The organism is Saccharomonospora glauca K62 (assembly GCF_000243395.2).
Lineage (GTDB): Bacteria > Actinomycetota > Actinomycetes > Mycobacteriales > Pseudonocardiaceae > Saccharomonospora > Saccharomonospora glauca.
Genome location: NZ_CM001484.1, coordinates 1918404 through 1939393, shown reverse-complemented (window position 1 = coordinate 1939393; position 20990 = coordinate 1918404). Strand labels below are relative to the sequence as shown.

The following is a 20990-nucleotide window of genomic DNA, read 5'->3' as shown; positions in this document are numbered from 1 at the left end:
GGCACGGCCGGTGTGGGTAGCAAGGAAGCACTCGGGCATTCCGCGGTGTGAGGAGTGCGATGGTCATGAGGAAGTGGCTCCGCGCGTGGCCGGTGTACCGGCAGCTGACGGGGTCCGACCGCCTGGGCCGGGGCAAGGCGGCGGAGTCCGCCCGGTCGGCGGCGCTGACCCCGAGGACCGCCTCCGCCGACCGGGTGGTCAACTCGGTGTGTCCCTACTGCGCGGTCGGATGCGCGCAGAAGGTGTACGTCAAGGACGAGCGGGTCGTCCAGATCGAGGGCCATCCCGACAGTCCCATCTCGCGGGGCCGGTTGTGCCCCAAGGGGTCGGCGAGCAAGCAGCTCGTCACGGGCCCCCAGCGCGCCGATCGTGTCCTCTACCGCGCGCCTTATTCCACACAGTGGCGGGAGCTCGACCTCGACACGGCCATGGACATGGTGGCCGACCGGGTCCTCGACGCGCGGGCCAAGGGCTGGCAGGACACCGACGAGCACGGCAACCCCCTTCGCCGCACGATGGGGATCGCGAGCCTCGGTGGGGCGACGCTCGACAACGAGGAGAACTACCTCATCAAGAAGCTCTTCACGGCGTTGGGAGCGGTGCAGATCGAGAACCAGGCCCGGATTTGACACTCGGCCACGGTTCCCGGTCTGGGAGCCTCCTTCGGTCGCGGTGGCGCGACGGACTACCAGCAGGACCTGGTCAACTCCGACTGCATCGTCATCATGGGCTCCAACATGGCCGAAGCCCATCCGGTCGGGTTCCAGTGGGTCATGGAGGCCAAGGCCAGGGGTGCGACGGTCATTCACATCGACCCGCGGTTCACGCGCACCAGCGCCATAGCCGACATGTACGTCCCGCTGCGCGCGGGTACGGACATCGCCTTCCTCGGCGGCGTGATCAACTACATCCTGTCGAACGACCTCGACTTCCGTGAGTACGTCACGGCCTACACCAACGCCTCGTTCCTGGTGAACGAGGAGTACCGGGACGCCGAGGACCTCGACGGACTGTTCAGCGGTTACGACCCGCGGACGGGCTCGTACGACCCCGGAACCTGGGAGTACGAGAGCGTCCACACCGAGGGGGACGGCTCCGGCGGGGCGAAGTCCAAGCAGAAGTCCTCGGCGTACGAGTACGGCTCCGGTGGGCCGAAGGTCGAGGGCGGGGCCCGGCGGATCGCGGCGGACCCGACCCTGCAACACCCCCGGTGCGTGTACCAGATCCTCAAGCGTCACTTCGCCCGCTACACCCCCGAGGTCGTCGAGTCGATCTGCGGGGTCCCGGTCGAGCAGTTCCTCAAGGTGTGCCGGGCCTGGACGGCCAACTCCGGGCGGGAGCGCACCGGCATGCTGGTGTACAGCGTGGGGTGGACCCAGCACAGTGTCGGTTCGCAGTTCATCAGGGCGGGCGCCATCATCCAGTTGCTGCTGGGCAACATCGGCAGGCCCGGCGGCGGGGTGATCGCCCTGCGCGGACACGCCAGCATCCAGGGCTCGACGGACATCCCCACCCTGTTCAACCTGCTGCCCGGCTACCTTCCGATGCCGGACGCCGAGTCGCATCGGGACCTGCGAAGCTACGTGGCCGACGTGCGGGGGGACCTGCAGAAGGGCTACTGGCGCAACGCCGACGCCTACATCGTGTCGTTGCTGAAAGAGTACTGGGGCGAGGCGGCGCGCCCGGACAACGACTTCTGTTTCGACTACCTGCCCCGGATCACCGGCGACCACGGCACCTACCGGTCGGTCATGGACATGATCGACGGCAAGGTCTTCGGCTACTTCCTGCTGGGGCAGAACCCGGCCGTCGGGTCGGCCCACGGTCGGTTGCAACGGCTGGGGATGGCCAATTTGGACTGGCTGGTCGTGCGCGACCTGACGATGATCGAGAGCGCGGAGTTCTGGAAGGACTCGCCGGAGGTCGAGACCGGGGAGATCGACCCCACTCGGTGCCGGACGGAGGTGTTCTTCTTCCCCGCCGCCTCCCACGTCGAGAAGTCGGGCACGTTCACCCAGACCCAGCGCATGCTGCAGTGGCGCGACCAGGCGGTCGAACCGACCGGCGATCGGCGTTCCGAGCTGTGGTTCTTCTACCACCTGGGCAGGCTGCTCAAGGAAAAACTCGCCGGGTCCACCGACGAGCGCGACCGGCCGCTGCTCGACCTGGCGTGGGACTACGAGGTGGACGGCGACGAACCGTCCGCCGAGGACGTGCTGAAACACATCAACGGCCACGACCTGCGGACGGGCCGTCTGCTGAACGGCTACACCGAGCTCAAGTCCGACGGCAGCACCTCGTGCGGGTGCTGGATCTACAGCGGGGTGTTCGCCGACGGCGTCAACCAGGCCGCCCGGCGTAAGCCGCACCGGGAACAGGGACCGTACGAGTCGGAGTGGGGATGGACGTGGCCGATGAACCGCCGCGTCCTCTACAACCGCGCGTCGGCCGACCCCGAGGGCCGGCCCTGGAGCGAGCGCAAGGCTCTGGTGTGGTGGGACGCCGAGCACGGCGAGTGGACCGGCTACGACGTGCCGGACTTCGACAAGCACAAGCCGCCGGACTACATCCCGCCGGACGGCGCCGTGGGCCCCGAGGCGTTGCGCGGCGACGACCCGTTCATCATGCAGGCCGACGGCAAGGCCTGGTTGTTCGCGCCGAAGGGGTTGCAGGACGGCCCGTTGCCCACGCACTACGAGCCCCACGAGTCGCCCGTGCGCAACCTGTTGTACGGGCAGCAGGGCAACCCGACGCGCAAGGTCTACGGTCGCCCGGACAACCCGTCGAACCCGGCGCCTCCCGAAGCGCACGGCGAGGTCTTCCCGTACGTGTTCACCACGGCTCGGCTCACCGAGCACCACACGGCGGGAGGCATGAGCCGTCAGTTGCCGTACCTGGCGGAGCTGCAACCCGAGTTGTTCGTGGAGGTCTCGCCCGAGCTGGCGGCCGAGCGCGGGTTGGAGCACCTCGGCTGGGCGCACGTGGTGACCAGCAGGGCCGCGATCGAGGCTCGGGTGATCGTCACCGACCGCATGGCGCCGCTGCGGGTGCAGGACCGGGTGGTCCACCAGATCTGGTTGCCCTACCACTGGGGCCACACCGGTCTGGTCAGTGGTGACGTGGTCAACGACCTGTTCGGGGTGACGCTGGACCCCAACGTGTTCATCCAGGAGAGCAAGGTCTCGACCTGTGATATCCGGCCGGGCCGCAGGCCGAGGGGGCGCGCGCTGCTGGACTACCTGGCCGACTACCGCAGGCGCGCCGGGATCACGACGGAAACCGGACTCCGCATCGCCACCACCGAGGCGCTCGACGTGGTGCACACGGAGCCTCCTCCAACCGAGGGGCCGCAAGCACGGGAGGAGCGATGAACTCCGAGCACAGTCTGTACGGGCCGCTCGACGACCCCGCCGCCGACGCGGGCCACACCGACCCTCCTCCTCGGGTGGGTTTCTTCACCGACACGTCGATCTGCATCGGGTGCAAGGCCTGTGAGGTGGCGTGCAAGGAGTGGAACCAGGTGCCCGACGACGGGTTCGACCTGCTGGGGATGTCGTTCGACAACACCGGCATGCTCGGCGCGAACTCGTGGCGGCACGTCGCGTTCATCGAGCAGGAGCGCCCCTTGGGCGGGCAGGACAGCGGTCTGGGCTCGCTGCCGACCGGGCCGTCCGGCAGTGAGGCCGCCGCGGACGCCGCCGCCTCGGCGATCGAGCAAGCCGAGCATCGCGGTGGTCGGCTCGGCACCGAACCGGCCGATCTGGGCATGCCGTCGTTCGAGTTGCCCGGCGCGAACAGCGGGGCCGAGAACCGCACCGAGTTCCGGTGGTTGATGGCCTCGGACGTGTGCAAGCACTGTACCCACGCCGGGTGTCTCGACGTGTGTCCCACCGGAGCGCTCTTCCGCACCGAGTTCGGCACGGTGGTCGTGCAGGAAGACATCTGCAACGGCTGCGGGTACTGCGTCTCCGGCTGCCCCTACGGCGTCATCGACCGGCGGGAGGGCGACGGCCGCGCGTGGAAGTGCACGTTGTGCTACGACCGGCTCAAGGACGGTCTGGAACCGGCGTGCGCCAAGGCCTGCCCCACCGACTCGATCCAATTCGGACCTCTGGACGAGTTGCGCGAGCGCGCGCGGCGGCGGGTGGAGCAGTTGCACGATCTCGGCGTCACCGAGGCGCGTCTTTACGGACACGACCCGGAGGACGGGGTCGGCGGTGACGGGGCGTTCTTCCTGTTGTTGGACGAGCCGGAGGTGTACGGATTGCCGCCCGATCCCGTGGTTCCGACCCGCGACCTGCCCTCGATGTGGAAGTACGCGGCCATGGCGGCGGTGGCGTTTCTCGGCACGGCGGTGTCGGCGTTTCTGGGGCGAGGTGGCCGATGAGGGGGCGGAAGGACTTGCTGCGCGAGCCCCGTAGTGACCGGGGCGCGGCCGACACGCGCGCCCGCATGTTCGCGCGGCGTGGTGACCGGCGTGGTGACGATGGGAGCCGGGAACCGGCGACCGTGCCGCGGGCCGAGTTCCGCTCCTACTACGGCCGTCCCGTGTTGAAGCCGCCGGTCTGGGAGTGGCTGATCCCGGCGTACTTCTTCACCGGCGGGCTGTCCGCGGGGACCGCCGTGTTGGCGGCGGGCGCGGACCTGACCTCTCGACCCGCCCTGCGGCGAGTGGGGCGGGTGAGCGCGTTGGCGGGTCTGGGGGCGAGTACCTACCTGCTCGTCGCGGACCTCGGGCGGCCGGAACGCTTTCATCACATGCTGCGGGTGGCCCGCCCCACCTCGCCCATGAGTGTGGGGACGTGGATTCTCGTCGCCTACGGCCCCGCGATCGGGCTGGCGGCGGTGTCCGAACTGGTGCCGAAGCGGCTGCGTCGCATGCTGCTCGCCCGGCTGTTGCGGTGGTTGGCAAGACCCGCGGGGATGGCCGCGGCCGCCGTCGCTCCCGCCGTCGCGTCCTACACCGCGGTGCTGTTGTCGCAGACGGCGGTGCCCGCCTGGAACACCGCGCATCCGCAGTTGCCGTTCGTCTTCACGGGCTCGGCGGCGGCCAGTGCCGGTGGGCTGGCCCAGGTTCTGGTCCCGGTGGAGCAGGCGGGGCCCGCCCGCGCGTTCGGTGTGGGCGGTGCCGTGATGGAGCTGGTGGCCTCGAAGGTCCTGGAACGTCGTCTCGGGTTGGTCGCGAAGGCGTACTCGCGGGGCAGGGCGGGCACGTTGCGCCGCTGGTCGCACCGGCTCACCGTCGCGGGGGCGGTCGGCTCGCTGGTGGCCGCTTCTCGCAGTCGCGTGGCCGCCGCGTTGTCCGGCCTGGCCTTGCTCGGCGGCAGTGCCCTGCAACGTTTCGCCGTCTTCCACGCCGGTGTGGCCAGTACCGAGGACCCGGAGTACGTCGTCGTCCCCCAACGTGAACGGCTCGCCGCGCGACGGGCGGTCGCCGAGGAGCGACCGCGGCGCTGACGGCGTGGCACGGACGAAAGTCCGCCGCGGGTTCGGAATTCGCCCGACCGGCAGTTCCGATGCCGTGCCGTGAGGAGCCATGATCGGGCCATCGCGACGAGGGGGTCGGCATGGCTTGGGGTTTCCGGAGACGCCAGCGCGCACGCAAGCGGAGGAAGGCCGCGCCCGAGTCGGACGAGCCGTTCACCGTCACCTCGTTCACCAAGGACGACGGCACACCCGTCATCGAGATCTCACTGGGCCCGATGATGGGGCTCGGGCTGGGGTACGAGGCGTACAGGGACGAACTCGGCCTCACCGATCCGCGGACGATCGACGCGGGTAAGGCCTATGCCCGGCTTCTGATGCAACAGCACGAGACCGAGACGGCCGTGTCGATCTACCGCGAGATCCTGAGCGCCCAACGCGTGGCACTCGGCGCCGAACACGCCGACACGCTCGCCACCCAGCACAGTCTCGCCTTCGCCCTGTACTCCCTCGGCGACTACCCCGAGGCGGAACGCCTGCAGCGTCTCACCTATCAAGCGAGGCGGAAGGTTCTCGGCCCGCTGCATCCGGACACGCTCGACAGCGGCGGCAACCTCGGTGAACTGCTCATCCGGTTGCGGCGGCTCGACGAGGCACGGCAGCTCCTGCGCGAGGTGGTCGACGGCATGTCGACGGTTCGGGGAAGCGACGCCGCCGAGACACTGGGCTGCCGCATGAAACTGGCCAACGTCGAGCATCTGCTCGGCCACCGGGCCGAGGCCGAGCGGGAGTACCGCGACCTCGTTACGGGTCTCGAACGCGCCCAGGGGCCGGACACGCCCACGGTCCTCCAGGCCCGGAACAACCACCTGGCCATCCTCGTCGACCTGCAACGCACGCGGGAGGCCCTCCCCGAACTACGGCGGCTGGTGAAGGCGGCGACGAAAGCCCTCGGGGCCGCCGATCCCGTGACGGTGCACGCGCGGCACGGTCTGGCCCGCGCGCTGCGGCAGGAGGGTCGGCTCGACGAGGCCGCACGGTCGCTCACGGAGACGGTCGGTGACGCCACCGAAGCCCTGGGGGCCGACCATCCCACGGTGCTCGACGCGCGCACGCTGTTGGCCGAGGTGCTGGCCGACGCGGGGAACCCGCGGGCGGAGCGGGAGGCGCGGGAGTGCCTGGCGGCCTGGGAACGCCTGCACGGGCCTACGCATGCGAACGCGGAGCGGGTGCGCGGGGTCCTCCGGCACGTTCGTGGCCGCTGAGCTCACGCCCCCGTGTGGATGTGCGCGGCCCACAGCGAAGGGGTGAGCGGATACCGGTCGCGCAGCGAACGCACGGCGTCGTGCAGTGCCGACGGGGCGGAGTCGGCGTCGTGTCCGGCTCGGTAGAAGGCCGACGTGATCTCCAGCGCCGCCGCGTCGTCGACTTCCCAGAGCGTGCCGACGACGTGCCGGAACCCGGCGAGCAGGAAGGCCCCGGTGATGTGCAGGGCCTCGTCGGCCAGTGCCGGGGCGCTCAGCGTGGTGGCGCACGCCGACAGGAACGCCAGCTCGCCGTCCAGGTTCAGGGCGGAGATGTCGGTGACGGTCAGCGGGTGTTCCTCGTGGTCATGGGTCAGCAGCCGACCGAGATCGAGGTCGGGGGTGGTGACGGCGTGACACGCGAAGTGGGCGTGTGTCGACGTCGCGAGCTCCGCGAGGACCCGTTCGCTCGTCACCTCCTCGTCGGTCCACACCCGCGGCCGGGGTAGCGCGTCGGCGACGACGCGTGCCTCCCCTGCCGCCGAGGGTAACGGCCCGTGTTCTCCCGGAGTACGGCTCATCGCCACGACGCACGACGCGGCGCGTTCCCGCGCGACGGGTTTTCTGGCACGAACCCGGCCGAGGGCCTCCACCGTGGGCGTGTAGGACGAGACCACGTAGTCCAATGCGGACTCGCCGTCGTGGGACTGGGCGGCGTGCAGGGGGAAGACGGTCAGCGGTCCCACGGGGCACCACCACAGTCTCGGCCACTCGCCGCGGGAGGCCGACCGCAACGTGAGGTGGTCCAGCACGGGGCACACCGTGGTTCGCCACAGCCAGTCGAGGAGCTCGCGAAGCGTCTGCTGCGCTCGCAGTCGCGCCCGCGTGCCGGTGTCGGGGTCGTGCGCGGTGAGGACCGCCTCCCGGAGCAGGTCGCGGTTGCGCACCACGTCGTCGAACGTCAATTCCGGCAACGGCAGCGCCTCCACGTGCCGATCCCGCAGGAGAAGCGCGTCGCAGCGGTACCCGCTGGCCACCAACACCACGACGGTGGCTCCGGCCACCCTGTTCACGAGTTGGTCGGCGGTCACGGGGCGGAGGAAGTCGGCCAGCCCCGGTAGTCGCCGGATCCTGTTCACGAAGTCCTCCCACTCCGCCTCACGGTCGCGGCCGCTGCTCAGCGGTCGCGGCGGGGAGGGTGCCGGGGCATCGAACTCGCGCCGCAGTCTCTCGTACTCCTCGGCCAACGCGGGGTCGGCGCGGCGCAGGGCGGTGGGCCCTCCTCCCGGCGTGAGTCGTCTGCTCAGCAGTACTCCTCTGCCTCGCTCCAGAAGTTCGAGAGCCCGGTCGGGGCGGCCCGCGTTCAGAGCGCAGGCCGCGGCGGACGGCGACAGCCCCGCCGTCTGACCGAGGTCGGCGTACTGGTCGAACCGCGTTCGGCCGCGGGAGACCAGTCGTGGTGTCAACGCGACGGCCTCGGTGAAGACCTCCACCGCTCGCGCCCACTCCCCCAACGTGGCGAGAGCGTGTCCGGCCGCCGCGAAGGCCTCCATCCTGGAAAACACCCCGCCCGCGGGGTTTCTCGCCCCGGCCAACGCCACGTCCACAGCTTCGGACAGGCCGTCGTTCTCCCCCGTGACGAGTTGTCTCGCACGCAACGCCTGGGCCAGGGAGATCCGGGTGGGCAGTCCCCGCGGGTCGTGTTCCGGGAAGGCGTCGACGGCCCGGCGGAGCACCGCGACGCATTCCTCGAGATCGGCCCGTGAGCCCGTGGCGTCGTACAGCTTGCGGAGGGCGTAGCCGAGGCCGTCGACGAACTTCGGGTAGTCGTCGTCCCCGCGTGGGCACAGTGCCAGGGCCCTTCGGTGGAGCCCGACCGCGTACTCCAGCTGCGTCACGTCGTGGGTGAGCACGTACAGGCGCTCCATCACCTCGCCCATGTTCGCCAGCGTGGAGCGGTATCGCGGATGGTCCTCGGGCAACTTCCCCAAGGAGGCGTTGAAGGTCGCGAAGGCGGCGAGGAGAGGTTCCGGCTCCTTGGTCCGCTCGTGCAATCTCAGCAGTGCGAAGCCGAGTTCGCTCGACAGTATCGGGTCCGCGTCCGTCTCGGCGAGCGCGGAGCGCAGAAGATCGATCGCCCGGACCACGTCGTTCGGGTGCCGGGTGGGCTCGGCGCGGGCGAGCAGGCACCGCGCGAGTGTCACGACCACGCTCCTGCGGTTGGGGCCGGGGAGATCGACGACCCGGTGCAGGAGCTCGATGGCCTCGTCGAGGTCCTCCGGGGCGGCGGTGCGCCGGTGGCGTTCGAGGAGCGCCTCCGCCAGCACGCCGTGCGCGGCGGCGGAGTTCCCCGGTGTGACGTTCCCGAGTGCCTCCCGGCCGCACGCGATCGACTCCTCCAGCGTGGCGAGGTGTCCGGTCACCCGGTATTGGAGGCGCAGGAGACGGCAGCGCTTGATCAGTAGGGCTTCCCGGACCACGCCCTCGGGCTCGGGAACGGCATCCAGGAACTCCAGGGCCGTGTCGAGGTCGGCGGGTCTGTCGTCCCGTTCGGCACGACTCAGAAGGAGATCGGCCAGGTGGATGGCGAGGTCGGCCTCCTCCACCACCGACCACGCCTCCTCGGACAGTGCCGTGTGCAGCAGCAGGACGGCCTCGTCGAGATCCTCCGGGACCGGGGCGACGGCGTGTCGGCGGGCGAGCGCCTTGCCCAGCCCCACCCGGCACCGGGCTCGGTCACGCGACCCGTCGGGGGAGGTGGCCAGGGCTTCCCGCCAGGCCGCGACCACCTCGGAGAGCGCGGCGGGATCGCTGGTGCCCGACCGGAGTTGGTCGAGTCGTCGTGCCCGTTCGAGCAGCAGGTGCGGCCGGCGCGGCTCCTCGATCGGGACTCGCCGCACCGCCGCCTCGTACAGTGCCACCGACTCGACGAGGCCGGGGGCGTGGGCCGTCACGTCGTAGCGCGCGGCGAGCACCTTCGCCAGATTGACCAGGTAGAAGGTCTCCTCGTCGCGGTCGCGTGCGAAATGTCGGCCTTCCCGCAGCAGGGCCACGCTCACGTCCAGCGTCTCGCGGTCCCCGGTGCGCTGCCAGCTCGTCAGGTACTCGTACGCCAGGTCCCAGTACGAGCGCCACCCGGCCCGCGGATCGTCCCCCATGACACCGATCTCCCTCCAGGGAGTGATCGACATTACTACTCTGCCATGGGATGCCGCCCTCACCGCGGCACGACGGAGGGAGAGACCACATGGACAAACCGCGGTCCGGTTCGCGCAAGCCGCTGAGCGCCGACAGCGCCGCCCGGTTGTCCCGCGCGTGCTCGGACGTCACCGAGGCCGCGGGCCTCCTCGGCCCCGACGCCTCGCACGCCCTCGCCCGGCTCAGGGACCCCGACGTGTCGGACCGGGACGTCGACCTGGTGGTGGCGGAGGTCGAGGAGATCCTGCGAGCCCACGGTCTCGTCGGCTCCGGCGCGGTACCACGAGGCGGAGCCAGCTACAGCTCCCCCGCCCCACCCGGTTCCGCCTACCAACCACTGCCCGGCCTGGGCGGGGGACGGCCGATCGAGGAAGTGCACGTGTGCCCCGGAAACCTGTGCGACCGGGTGGAGCTGCCGCGGCCGGGAGCGGCGATCGCACCGACGTGTGCCGTCTGGGCGTGCCCGATGCCGTTGTTCCGGATGAACCGGTGACGGGCTTCGTCGCGTCGCTGGGCGGAAAACTCGCCGAGCGGTGGCTCACCGGACTCGCCCTGCCGGGTGTGGTGTTCGTCGTCGCCGTCGTCGTCGCACTGCGACTGGGCCACGCCGACGCCTGGAACCTCGGTCTGCTCACCGCCGACGTCACCCGGTTCATCGACTCCACGGCGGCGCGCGAGGACACCACCGTGCTGGTGCTCGCGCTGGCCGTCGTCACGAGCAGTGTGACGGCCGCGGCGATCGTGCAGCCGCTGCACCGGGTCGTGGTGCGGTTCTGGACGGGTGAGTGGGGCAAGCTCGGCGCTCCCCTGATCCGTCGTCGTGGTCGACGCTGGGCGGAGCGGACGTCTCGATACGAGGCCGCGCTGCGGCGGAAGGCACGACTGCTCCGGGCGTCCGACGCCCCTCCCCCGGAATTGCCCGACACCGCCGCGCTCGCCGCCGCTCGCGACCGGATCGCGCTGACGGAACCGCGCCGTCCCACGTGGATGGGCGACCGGATGCTCACGGCGGAAGCCCGCACCTACACCGCCTACGGTCTCGACCTCGGCAGTGCGTGGCCGCGTCTTTGGCTGCTGTTGTCGGACGACGAGCGCGCGCCGATCGCCCATGCCCAGGCGGAATTCCTTTCGGCCGCGCGGACCGGCGCCTGGGCCACCCTCTATCTGGCCGTGGGCGTCGTGTGGTGGCCCGCGGCCCTCGTCGGCGCGGGTGCGTGGCTGGTCGCGTGGCGGAGGGGACGGGACACGATGGACCGGCTCGCCGAGCTGGTGGAAGCCACTGTGGACCTTCATGCGACCGCGTTGGCCCGCGCGCTGGGCCGGACGATCGAGGGGGAGTTCACCCCGGCCGACGGCGAGTGGGTGACCCGCCGAGTGCGAAAGGGAGCGTGAGTTGCGTACGCCGCTCTCGGCGGGGACCCCCGATTCGGGCGAGACGCGGGCACCGACCCCGCATCACCCGGCACGAAATGGGTAGCCCCCTGCCGACGTATCGCAACCGCGGCGCCCGGCGTGTGGTGGGCAGGAACACCGGTCCGGACACGTCGCGCACCCTTTCGGAGCGCTGATGGAGGAGACGAACGTGGCCGGCGACCCCGATGCCGCGCGGAAGCCCGCCCTCAAGAAGGTCATCGGCCCCAAACTGCTGCTGTTCTTCATCATCGGGGACATCCTCGGGACGACGATCTACGCGCTCACCGGTGAGGTCGCGGGCAAGGTCGGGGGAGCGTTGTGGGTTCCCTTCCTGGTGGCCTTCGTCGTCGCCTTCCTCACCGCGTTGAGCTATCTGGAGCTGGTCGGGAAATACCCGAGGGCCGGCGGCGCGCCGCTCTACGTCCACAAGGCGTTCGGGGTGAACATCCTGACCTTCCTCATCGCGTTCGCGGTGATGAGTTCCGGGATCACCTCGGCGTCGTCCGCGGCGCAGGCGTTCAGCGGCGACTACCTGGAGGGGATCGTCGGGGAGAACGTGTCCGGGTGGTCCTGGCTCGTGGCGATCGGGTTCCTGGCGCTCCTGTCGCTGATCAACTTTCGGGGTGTCAGCGAATCCGTTCGGATGAACGTGGTGCTGACCTGCGTGGAAGTCACCGGGTTGCTCATCGTGATCGTCTTCGGTGCCTATGCGCTGTTCACCGGGACGCACAGCGCCGACGTGGACCCCGATCCGGGGCGTCTGGTGAAGTTCGACCCCGACACCTCGCCGCTGTTGGCGGTCACCTCGGCCACCGCGCTGGCCTTCTTCGCGATGGTGGGCTTCGAGGACTCGGTGAACATGGCCGAGGAGACCAAGTCTCCCACCCGAACCTTCCCCCGCGCCCTGCTGCTGGGCATGACGATCACCGCCACGATCTACCTGCTGATCGCGTTGATCACCTCGACGCTGGTCCCCACCGACACGCTCGCGGACTCCGACGGTCCCCTGCTGCTGGTCGTCAAGGCGGCGGCCCCTTGGTTCCCCCCGGTGGTGTTCTCCCTGATCGCGCTGTTCGCGGTGACCAACACCGCCTTGATCAACATGATGATGGCCAGCCGACTCGTCTACGGCATGGCGCAGGAACGCATCATCCCGACGCCGTTCGGGGTGGTCCACCCGGTGCGGCGCACCCCGTGGGTGGCGATCCTGTTCACCGGTCTCGTGGCGGTGGTCCTGGTGAGTTCGTTGGAGATCGCCGACCTGGGGAGTACCACGTCGTTGCTGCTGCTCGCCGTGTTCACGGTGGTGAACGTCGCGGTGCTGGTGCTGCGCCGGGACAAGGTCGAGCACGAGCACTTCCGCGCGCCCACCTGGGCGCCGGTGCTGGGTGCGCTCACCTGCGCGTTCTTCGCGAGTCCGTTGTCCGGCAGGCCGGGCACGGAGTACCTCGTCGGCGGCATCCTGCTGGGCATTGGTCTGCTCTTCTGGGGAGTCAACGCCCTGTTCCGGCGCCGCTCGGAGTTCAATCCGTCGCAACTCGGCAAGTGACGCGTTCGTGCGGTGCGGACACGCGTACGGGAAGTGCGGACACGCGTGCACAGCCTGCGGACACGCGGGTGCCGGGTCAGCTGCGGGGGCGGTTTGCGCTCGTCTCCGCGGCCGTGGTGATGTTGCGCGCCATGCTGCCGAAGACCAGCGCGTGGAACGGCGCGACGGCCTTCCAGTAGAGGTGACCCGCGAACCCCCTCGGGACGAACACCGCCCGCTGCCGGTAGTGGGCGCCACCGTCCTCGTCCGGCGACACCGACAGTTCGAGCCACGCCCGACCGGGAAGTCGCATCTCGGCGCGCAGCCGCAGCAGGCGCGGGCGCTCCACCCGCTCCACCCGCCACCAGTCGAGTGCCTCCCCCACCCGCAGTCGGTGAGGATCACGGCGGCCCCGCCGTAGGCCGACCCCGCCGGACAGCCGATCGAGCCACCCCCGCACCGACCACGCCAGCGGGAACGAGTACCAGCCGGTCTCCCCGCCGACCGCCTCGACGACGTCCCACAGCACACGCGGATCGGCACTCGTGCGTGCCTGCCTCACGTCGGTGTACACGGAGCCGCCCGACCAGGCCGGGTCGAGCGGCATCGGCTCCGACGGCTCCCCCGGCGTGGCGTCGGACCACCGGGTCGGCACCTCGGCCTGCCGCACGCGGGCCAGCGCCAGGGCGATCGCGCGGTCGTAGGAGGTCAACCCACCGGGCGGGTCCGGGATCACCTCGGCGACGGTGTGGTCCCGGCACACCACCTCGTGCACCAGCGACTCGACGAGCGGCACGGCGATGGCGCGGGGCACGGGGGTCACCAGGTTGACCCACTGCGCCGACAGCCACGGCGTCAACACGGGCACCACGAGGATCACCCGTCTGCGCAGCCCGGCCACGGCGGCGTACCGGCGCAGCATGTCGAGGTAGGTCAGGACCTCCGGGCCCCCGATGTCGAAGGCCGCGTTGATCCGTCCCTCCGCGGTGGCCGCGCCGACGAGGTAGTGCAGCACGTCGCGGACGGCGATCGGCTGGATCCGGTTGCGAACCCACCGCGGCGTGACCATGACCGGCAGGTTCTCGGTCAGGTAGCGCAGCATCTCGAAGCTCGCCGACCCCGAGCCGAGGATGACCGCCGCCCGCAACTCCACGGTGGGCACCGGCCCCTCCCGCAGGATGCGCCCCACCTCGGAGCGCGACGCCAGGTGCGCGGACAACGGCCGCGACTCGGGGACGATGCCGCCCAGGTACACGACCCGGCTCACCCCCGCCGCTCCCGCGGCCTCCGCCACGATCCGCGCCGCTGCCCGGTCGACGTCGGCGAAATCGCGTTGGGTCAGGGAGTGGACGAGGTAGTAGACGACGTCCTGGTCACTCATGGCGGCGACGACGCTCTCGGCGTCGAGGACGTCGGCGCGCACGACCTCGACCCGGTCGCGCCAGGGCACCTCCGCGAGCTTCACCGGGTTCCTGGCCACCGCGCGCACCCGGTGTCCGGCGGCCAGCAGCTCGGGCACCAGGCGGCCGCCGATGTAGCCGGTGGCCCCGAACACCACGCATCGCATCCCGGCTCCTCTCGCCGTGCCGCGCGGCCCGGCGGCGTCCGCCGTGCCCCACAACGGGCGGTCTCGGGCCCGCCCACCCCGTCACAGCCGAGTGTGAACGGCCCATACCGGACCCGCACGGTCCCGCCCCTCGCGGGGTGGCCGGTGTCAGCGCAGGATCGCGGCCAGCTCCGCGCGGAACCGGGCGACCTCGTCGGGGGTGTTGTAGTAGTGCACGGAGGCCCGGACGAGGTGGTCGAGGTCGCGCTCCACCATGTCCCACGGCGTCGAGGACGCGTGGGAGACGCTCACGTGGATTCCGCGTTGCCGCAGTCTCCCGGCGATCTCGGAGGCGGGCAGCGTCTCGGCGCGGAAGGACACGATGCCCGACCGGCGGGAACCAATGTCGGTCACGGTGACCTCCGGCAGCTCGGTGAGCTGCTCGCGCAGGTGCTCGGCCAACGCGGTCACGTAGTCGTGCGCCCACTCCGGGCCCACGTCGAGGTAGTAGCGCACTGCCTCCCCGAGGCCGAGCACGGCGGCGACGTTGCGCTCGAATAGCTCGAATCGGCGGGCGTCGTCGCGCAACCGCACCCGGCCGTCCTCCAGCCACGCCGAGTCGAGGTCCACGTGCACGGGGGTCAACTGGTCGAGCACCGAACGGCGAACGGCGAGGAACCCGGTGCCGCGGGGAGCACGGAGGTACTTGCGGCCGGTGGCCGTCAGCGCGTCAACGCCGGTGGTGGTGAGGTCGATCGGCACCTGACCAACGGTCTGGCAGGCGTCCACGAGGAACAGCGCCGGGCTGTCCGCCACAATCTCGCCGACGCGTTCCACGGGCTGCACGAGACCGCCGTTGGTGGGCGCGTGCGTGAGCGCCACCATGCGTACGCGGTCGTCGAGCATCGTTCGCAGCGCGTCCGGATCGACGTCGCCGTCGGCGGTGCTCGGCACCCGTTCCACGGTGACCCCGTGGGCACGCGCCGCCGAGATCATGGCGATGAGGTTGCTGGAGTACTCGGGCGCGGCCGTGAGAATCCGGTCCCCCTCGCGCCAGGACACCGCGGTGAACACCGACAACCACGAGCGCGTGGCGCTGTCGGTGATGGCGATCTCCTCCGGTCGCGCCCCCATCAGCCGCGCGATGACGGCGTAACAGTCGTCGAGTTCGTCCCGCACTTTCTCGGCGGCTTCGTATCCGCCGAGGCGCTCCTCCAACCGCAGGTGCCGTATCACGCGGTCCACCACCTGTCGGGGCGGGAGCGAGGAGCCCGCGTTGTTGAAGTGCACGACGGTCTCGCACGCGGGGGTGTCGGCACGAAGCCTCGCGACCTTCTCCTTCGTCTCGCTGTCGTGGATCACGGCCCCAACTCCCCTCGGACTGCGCGGCGGCCACCGCGCGGGTAGGTATTGTGATCACCGGTCACACTACCCAGCCGGGTAACGGGCCACCCGTTTTTCGGGGGAATAACGCCGCTGGTCGGCGAAGTGTCTTTAGCGCGGCCCACCGCCCCTTTCCCACCTTTCCACCCCGATACCGCCGCGGAAAATGGGACGGGACCCCACCCGTTCCGGCCACCGGAATCACCCGACGTCGCGGCGTGTCTTCCTTCGCACCACCCGAAGGTTGCGCAGTCCTCGCCGGACACAGCCTCCGCGGTCGCGTCCCCGCGAGCGCCCCTCCCTCGCGGCAGAAGCCGCGGTATGACACGGAAAACTCCGCCCGGCGCGCCGCGCTCGGGACGGGGCTCGCCGGGCGGGGACCGAAGTGGTCACAAGACTTCCGACCTGGGACGAATACGCTTCGCTTCCCCACAACTGCGGCGCGCATTCCCGGTGTCCGGACGAACGGTATGCCGGAACCGGACAGGGCCGTTTCCATTTCGCCGGATACCGCAAACGGCGCCTGCTTGGCCCCCATCGCCGTCGGGTACACTTCTCGGCCAGCAGACTTCAATTCATTCGCCGAACCGGCGCGAAGCAGGAGGAACTGGTGGCGCAGCAGATTCTTGTCTCCCTCGTGGACGACCTCGACGGGTCCGAGGCCGACGAGACGGTGCAGTTCGCCCTCGACGGTGTCACCTACGAGATCGACCTGTCGGCGGAGAACGCCGAGGAACTGCGAGACGCGCTCGCCCAGTACATCGAGCACGCTCGCCGGTCGGGCGGACGGAAGCGGACCTCCAGCCGTCGTCGGGCGGGCGGCCAGGCGCCCGCGCGTTCCTCGTCCGCCGAGCGCGAACAGAACCAGGCCATTCGCGCGTGGGCTCGGAAGAACGGCTACGAGATCTCCGATCGCGGCCGCATTCCCTCCGAGGTCGCCGAGGCCTACCGCAAGGCGCACTGACCTTACGGGTCGCGTTCGTCCCGGCTCCGCGTCGTTCGCCGCGTGAGCCGGGATTTTTCCGGCCCCTTCCTCGCGGGCGGGCACAATGCCGCATACAGTGAGCGCGTGAGCACAGATTGCCTGTTCTGCCGGATCGTGGAACGTTCCGTGCCGGCCACCATCGTGCACGAGACCGACACGGTGCTCGCGTTCCGCGACATCGATCCCCAGGCCGACACGCACGTCCTGGTGATTCCCAAGGAGCACCACACCGACGCCGCGGCCATGGCGGTCGCCGACCCGCAGCTCGCGGGAGAGGTCCTCGCGGCCGCGGGTGAGGTCGCCAAGATCGACGGCGTGGACGCGTCCGGTTATCGCCTGGTGTTCAACACGGGCAAGGACGCCAACCAGACGGTCTTCCACGTCCACTGTCATGTGCTGGGTGGCCGCAACCTCACGTGGCCTCCGGGCTGAGGGTCGGTTCCGGGAGGAACGCCAATGATCGACATCGCTGATCGGCTCACCGCGACCTACCGCGAGGTACGTACGGCGACGGAGACCTCCGAGTCCGCGGCCTCGGAACGCTCCGCGACGCCGCGGCCCGAGGAGGCCTCGGCCGGCGAGTACGGGCTCGTCCTGCGGCGGCGGTTCCCCCACCCACCCGAAACCGTGTGGCAGGCCGTGACCGAGGCCGACCGGATCGGCCGATGGCTGGCCCCGGTCACGGGCGAGCTGCGCGCGGGCGGCTCGTTCCACGTCGCCGACCAGGCCGACGGAACGGTGTTGGAATGCGTGCCACCGCACCTGTTCGCCGTCACGTGGGGCGGCGAGACGTGTGTGGTCACCGTACGACTCGCCGCGGACGAGGCGGGCGACACCGTGCTCGAACTGGTTCACACCGGTGTGCCCCGTGACGGCGCCGTGCGTCACGGTCCCGGCTGGGACGTGGCCATCGCGAGCCTCGAACGTTTCCTCGCCGGCGACACCGACGAGGACCCCGCTGGGTGGCGCAGCTCCACGGAGGTGCAGACCTTCGCCCAGCACTCGGTCAGCGCTTGGGTCAGGGCCACCGAGGCGAGTGGGGTCTCGACGGCCGAGAACCTCACCGACGCGATCCACGACTGCCTGCGGCGGCTGGCCCCGGATCTGACTCGCCCTTCCTCGGCCTGAACGCGCTCAGCTCGCCAACCAGCGAGCCGGGTCCTCCACGAGCCGCCGGGTCACGGTCCCCGCCGCGGCCAACGCCACCGCGTCTCCCCCGAGGGACGAGGCGGACACCGGCGGCTCGTCCTCGGGCAGTCCCCGACCGAGTTCGGCGGCGACTCGCGCGGCGAACGGGGCCCCGAGCGGGGCCAGGTGCCCGGCGAGCACCACCGTGGCCGGGCCGTGGGCGACCAGCAGGCCCGCGAGGGCTCCCCCGAGGGCCGAGGCGGCGCGGCGCAGCACCGCGTCCGCCTCCGGGGTTTTCGATCGCGCCAACGCCCGCATCCGGTTGTCGCCGCCGGACAGCCGGGACGCCACGGGGGTGTCCGGGACCACCGCCCGGAGCAGGGCTCGCGGTCCCGCTACCGTGTCCAGGCACCCGCGGGCCCCGCACCGACATCGGTCCCCGCCTCGCCGCACCCGCACGTGTCCCAACGGCCCCGCCGGGATGTGGTCCCACCGATCGCCCGCGTCGACCACGCCCACCCCCAACGACAGCTCTCCCCCGACCACCACCAGCGACCGCGCGGGGGCCGCCCCGCCGAACCACCGTTCGGCCAGCGCGGCGAGCCGGAAACCGTCGTGCACCGACACGGGAATGAGACCGCCGCTCAGCCCTGCCAGCCGGCGCAGGAGCAGCCGGGCCAGCGGGACGTCGTCCCACCCGAGTTCCGCCGACCGCACCCGGCCCTCCCCGTCGACCTCGCCGGGAACCCCGACCGCGATCCCCGCGACCACCGTGTCGCGCGCGGCGGCCGCCGCCAGCAACCTGCGCAGAACCGACTCGGCGGCCTTCACCGCCGCAGCCGGGTCGCCGTGGAGATCGTCGACCCGCCGCAGCGCGCGATCGCGTACCCGGCCGGTGAGATCCACGAGACAGCCCGCGACGTGGTCGGCCTCGATCTGCATCCCGACCCCCGCCGGGCCGGACGCGTTGATCACGAGGTGGGTGGCGGGCCTGCCTGGACCGCTGTGGCGTGCCGTGCCCAGTTCCCGCACCAGTCCGGCGTCCAGCAGCTCGCCCGTCAACTGCGTCACGGTGGTCTTCGTCAGGCCGCTCCGCTGGGCCAGCTCGGCGCGGGACACCGGTCCGTGACTCGCGATCAACCGCGAGACGAGCGCCAAGTTGTGAGCATGTTGGCCCACCTGACGTGCCGGTCTGGCCCAGTCCACACCCTCACCTCTTCGTGATTGGTCAGTCCACTGGACTATCAAACTCTAGCCACGATCGAGTGAATCGCGGTAGACAGTGGCGCATCGCGAGCGGCCCGCGCTCGCCAGCAGGAGAGGAACGACTCAGCATGGCCGAGGTCTCCTTCGTCGAAGCGTCCCGCATCTTTGCCGGCAACCCTCCCGTGCGGGCGGTGGACAAGCTCTCCCTCGACATCGCCGACGGCGAGTTCCTCGTACTCGTCGGCCCATCCGGCTCCGGTAAGTCGACCGCGCTGCGGATGCTCGCGGGCCTGGAGGATGTCGACGAGGGCTCCATCACCATCGGCGGCAAGGACGTCACCGGGGTCTCCCCCAAGAACCGGGACATCGCGATGGTGTTCCAGTCCTACGCGCTGTACCCGCACATGACGGTGGCGGAGAACATGGGCTTCGCCCTCAAGATCAAGCGAGTTCCCAAGGCGGAGATCGCCGAGCGGGTCGCCGAAGCGGCACGGCTGCTGGACCTCACCGACTACCTCGACCGCAAGCCGAAGGCGCTGTCGGGCGGTCAGCGTCAGCGAGTCGCGATGGGACGCGCCATCGTCCGCGAACCCGCCGTGTTCCTCATGGACGAGCCACTGTCCAACCTGGATGCCAAGCTCCGGGTGGAGACCCGCGCGAACATCACGGCGCTGCAGAGCAGGCTGGGCACCACCACGGTCTACGTGACCCACGACCAGGTGGAAGCCATGACGATGGGACATCGGGTGGCGGTGCTGAAGAACGGCGTCCTTCAGCAGTGCGACACCCCGAAGACGCTCTACGACGCGCCCGCGAACGTCTTCGTGGCGGGATTCATCGGCTCCCCCGCCATGAACCTGACCACGGTGCCGCTCACCGACGGTGGAGCCAAATTGGACGGTCTCACGGTGCCCGTGGCCCGCGACGTCCTGTCCGGAGCCGCCTCCGGCCTGCGCGAGGTGACCGTGGGAATTCGCCCGGAGGGCCTGCGCACCGCGTCGGCGGACGAGCCCGCGTTGGAGTTGAAGGTGGAGCTGGTGGAGGTGCTCGGGTCCGACGCCTACGTGTACGGACAGGTGGACCTCGGCGGCAAGCAGGAGCGGTTCATCGTGCGGACGGAGGCCAACAACACCCCGTCGTTCGGTGAGACGATTCGCGTCACCCTGCGCTACCCCGACGCCGCGCACACGTTCAACCCCGAAACGGGTGTGCGACTCACTTCCTGATCGTCGGCCTCACGCCCGAGGCCGGGTGACATCCAGGGCGTGAGGCCGGCCAGCGGCGCGAACCCCGTCCACGACCGATCGACGTGACCCCGTCCGAAGCGATAGATTCGGCCCCGTCGGGTTTGTCCGTCCCGGCACGCCGACCGAAGGAATGCGTCATGGGCATCGTGCGCTGGCACACCACGCTCTCGGTGGACGGCTTCGTCGCCGGTCCCGAGGACGCGATGGACTGGGTGTTCGCCCACCCCGGCCCGATTCCCGAAGTGGACGAGGTGATCGCCCGCACCGGAGCCATCCTGTGCGGGCGACGTACCTACGACGTCGGCCGAAGACCCGAGCAGCGGCCGGAGGCCACGGAACCGTTCGGCGGGGCATGGCACGGGCCGCAGTTCGTGCTCACCCACCGGCCTCCCGGACAGGAACCCGATCCGTCGATCACGTTCCTGTCCGGCGACATCGCCGACGCCGTCGACACGGCGCTGGGCGCGGCGGGTGGCCGCGATCTGCTCCTGCTCGGCGCGGACGTCGCCCGCCAGTGCGTCGAGCGTGACCTCGTCGACGAGCTGCTGGTGCACGTGGTCCCGATCCTGCTCGGTGACGGAGTACGGCTGTTCACCCGAAGAGGCGCTCCGGTGCCGCTGAGCCCACCCACGGTCACCACCACGGGTCCCGTCACCACCCTGCGCTTCCGACTGCGGTGATCCTCGCG

General features: G+C 70.6%; 16 protein-coding genes. 12 read left to right on the top strand and 4 right to left on the bottom strand.

All coding sequences use genetic code 11. The annotated features are described in order from the left end of the window. Window positions 1–59 precede the first annotated feature (59 nt). The 4 genes from fdh (at window position 60) to SACGLDRAFT_RS09365 (ending at window position 6689) form a co-directional block, all read left to right on the top strand. Window positions 60–3371 (top strand): formate dehydrogenase, encoded by a 3312-nt coding sequence (fdh, locus tag SACGLDRAFT_RS09380; protein WP_005463951.1) that lies wholly within the window; start codon window positions 60–62, stop codon window positions 3369–3371. Continuing rightward, complete coding sequence (locus tag SACGLDRAFT_RS09375) at window positions 3368–4387, top strand: 4Fe-4S dicluster domain-containing protein (protein WP_005463950.1); 1020 nt, start codon at window positions 3368–3370, stop codon at window positions 4385–4387. The genes fdh and SACGLDRAFT_RS09375 overlap by 4 nt, the downstream gene beginning before the upstream one ends. Further along, window positions 4384–5457, top strand: a complete 1074-nt coding sequence (gene nrfD, locus SACGLDRAFT_RS09370; RefSeq protein WP_005463948.1) for an NrfD/PsrC family molybdoenzyme membrane anchor subunit — start codon at window positions 4384–4386, stop codon at window positions 5455–5457. Before SACGLDRAFT_RS09375 ends, nrfD begins: the two co-directional genes overlap by 4 nt. A 110-nt stretch (window positions 5458–5567) precedes the next feature. Beyond that, window positions 5568–6689, top strand: a complete 1122-nt coding sequence (locus SACGLDRAFT_RS09365) for a tetratricopeptide repeat protein (RefSeq protein WP_005463946.1) — start codon at window positions 5568–5570, stop codon at window positions 6687–6689. Between the two features lie 2 nt (window positions 6690–6691). Here SACGLDRAFT_RS09365 and SACGLDRAFT_RS21530 read toward each other — a convergent pair whose 3' ends face one another. Continuing rightward, entirely contained in the window at window positions 6692–9826 is a 3135-nt protein-coding gene (locus SACGLDRAFT_RS21530) for a CHAT domain-containing protein (protein WP_005463944.1), read from the bottom strand. Window positions 9827–9915: 89 nt separating this feature from the next. Here SACGLDRAFT_RS21530 and SACGLDRAFT_RS09355 point away from each other — a divergent pair, with 89 nt between their 5' ends. From SACGLDRAFT_RS09355 to SACGLDRAFT_RS09345, 3 genes are all read left to right on the top strand, one after another. Then, window positions 9916–10359: a hypothetical protein gene (locus SACGLDRAFT_RS09355; RefSeq protein ID WP_005463942.1), complete on the top strand. Its 444-nt coding sequence runs from the start codon at window positions 9916–9918 to the stop codon at window positions 10357–10359. Continuing rightward, complete coding sequence (locus SACGLDRAFT_RS09350; RefSeq protein WP_198283536.1) at window positions 10326–11258, top strand: hypothetical protein; 933 nt, start codon at window positions 10326–10328, stop codon at window positions 11256–11258. Before SACGLDRAFT_RS09355 ends, SACGLDRAFT_RS09350 begins: the two co-directional genes overlap by 34 nt. 175 nt (window positions 11259–11433) lie before the next feature. Next, entirely contained in the window at window positions 11434–12828 is a 1395-nt protein-coding gene (locus tag SACGLDRAFT_RS09345; RefSeq protein WP_005463938.1) for an APC family permease, read from the top strand. Window positions 12829–12904: 76 nt separating this feature from the next. On the opposite strand, the gene SACGLDRAFT_RS09340 is transcribed toward SACGLDRAFT_RS09345, so the two are convergent. Together SACGLDRAFT_RS09340 and SACGLDRAFT_RS09335 are read right to left on the bottom strand one after the other, a co-directional pair. After that, entirely contained in the window at window positions 12905–14374 is a 1470-nt protein-coding gene (locus SACGLDRAFT_RS09340) for an SDR family oxidoreductase (RefSeq protein WP_005463936.1), read from the bottom strand. A gap of 147 nt (window positions 14375–14521) precedes the next feature. Then, entirely contained in the window at window positions 14522–15715 is a 1194-nt protein-coding gene (locus SACGLDRAFT_RS09335; RefSeq protein ID WP_005463934.1) for an aminotransferase class V-fold PLP-dependent enzyme, read from the bottom strand. Between the two features lie 631 nt (window positions 15716–16346). Between SACGLDRAFT_RS09335 and SACGLDRAFT_RS09330 the strand changes: the two genes are divergently transcribed. The 3 genes from SACGLDRAFT_RS09330 to SACGLDRAFT_RS09320 all read left to right on the top strand — a co-directional run bounded on the left by SACGLDRAFT_RS09330 (window position 16347) and on the right by SACGLDRAFT_RS09320 (window position 17849). Further along, a complete protein-coding gene (locus SACGLDRAFT_RS09330) occupies window positions 16347–16700 on the top strand; it encodes a histone-like nucleoid-structuring protein Lsr2 (protein ID WP_005463932.1) in 354 nt (117 codons plus the stop codon). 105 nt (window positions 16701–16805) lie between these two features. Continuing rightward, entirely contained in the window at window positions 16806–17153 is a 348-nt protein-coding gene (locus tag SACGLDRAFT_RS09325) for a histidine triad nucleotide-binding protein (RefSeq protein WP_040918837.1), read from the top strand. A 24-nt stretch (window positions 17154–17177) separates the two neighbouring features. Further along, window positions 17178–17849 (top strand): SRPBCC family protein, encoded by a 672-nt coding sequence (locus SACGLDRAFT_RS09320; protein WP_005463928.1) that lies wholly within the window; start codon window positions 17178–17180, stop codon window positions 17847–17849. Window positions 17850–17855: 6 nt separating this feature from the next. Here SACGLDRAFT_RS09320 and SACGLDRAFT_RS09315 read toward each other — a convergent pair whose 3' ends face one another. After that, on the bottom strand, window positions 17856–19055 hold the full coding sequence (locus tag SACGLDRAFT_RS09315) for an ROK family transcriptional regulator (RefSeq protein WP_005463926.1): 1200 nt from the start codon (window positions 19053–19055) through the stop codon (window positions 17856–17858). 128 nt (window positions 19056–19183) lie between these two features. Between SACGLDRAFT_RS09315 and SACGLDRAFT_RS09310 the strand changes: the two genes are divergently transcribed. Continuing rightward, a complete protein-coding gene (locus SACGLDRAFT_RS09310; RefSeq protein ID WP_005463924.1) occupies window positions 19184–20281 on the top strand; it encodes an ABC transporter ATP-binding protein in 1098 nt (365 codons plus the stop codon). Window positions 20282–20439: 158 nt separating this feature from the next. After that, on the top strand, window positions 20440–20982 hold the full coding sequence (locus tag SACGLDRAFT_RS09305; RefSeq protein ID WP_005463922.1) for a dihydrofolate reductase family protein: 543 nt from the start codon (window positions 20440–20442) through the stop codon (window positions 20980–20982). The last annotated feature ends 8 nt before the right edge of the window (window positions 20983–20990 follow it).

Bases quoted from the DNA above. Each gene is read 5' to 3' on its own strand.
- SACGLDRAFT_RS09375 (WP_005463950.1), top strand. From the start codon at position 3,368: ATGAACTCCGAGCACAGTCTGTACGGGCCGCTCGACGACCCCGCCGCC.
- nrfD (WP_005463948.1), top strand. From the start codon at position 4,384: ATGAGGGGGCGGAAGGACTTGCTGCGCGAGCCCCGTAGTGACCGGGGC.
- SACGLDRAFT_RS09365 (WP_005463946.1), top strand. From the start codon at position 5,568: ATGGCTTGGGGTTTCCGGAGACGCCAGCGCGCACGCAAGCGGAGGAAG.
- SACGLDRAFT_RS21530 (WP_005463944.1), bottom strand. From the start codon at position 9,826: ATGGGGGACGATCCGCGGGCCGGGTGGCGCTCGTACTGGGACCTGGCG.
- SACGLDRAFT_RS09355 (WP_005463942.1), top strand. From the start codon at position 9,916: ATGGACAAACCGCGGTCCGGTTCGCGCAAGCCGCTGAGCGCCGACAGC.
- SACGLDRAFT_RS09345 (WP_005463938.1), top strand. From the start codon at position 11,434: ATGGAGGAGACGAACGTGGCCGGCGACCCCGATGCCGCGCGGAAGCCC.
- SACGLDRAFT_RS09340 (WP_005463936.1), bottom strand. From the start codon at position 14,374: ATGCGATGCGTGGTGTTCGGGGCCACCGGCTACATCGGCGGCCGCCTG.
- SACGLDRAFT_RS09320 (WP_005463928.1), top strand. From the start codon at position 17,178: ATGATCGACATCGCTGATCGGCTCACCGCGACCTACCGCGAGGTACGT.
- SACGLDRAFT_RS09310 (WP_005463924.1), top strand. From the start codon at position 19,184: ATGGCCGAGGTCTCCTTCGTCGAAGCGTCCCGCATCTTTGCCGGCAAC.
- SACGLDRAFT_RS09305 (WP_005463922.1), top strand. From the start codon at position 20,440: ATGGGCATCGTGCGCTGGCACACCACGCTCTCGGTGGACGGCTTCGTC.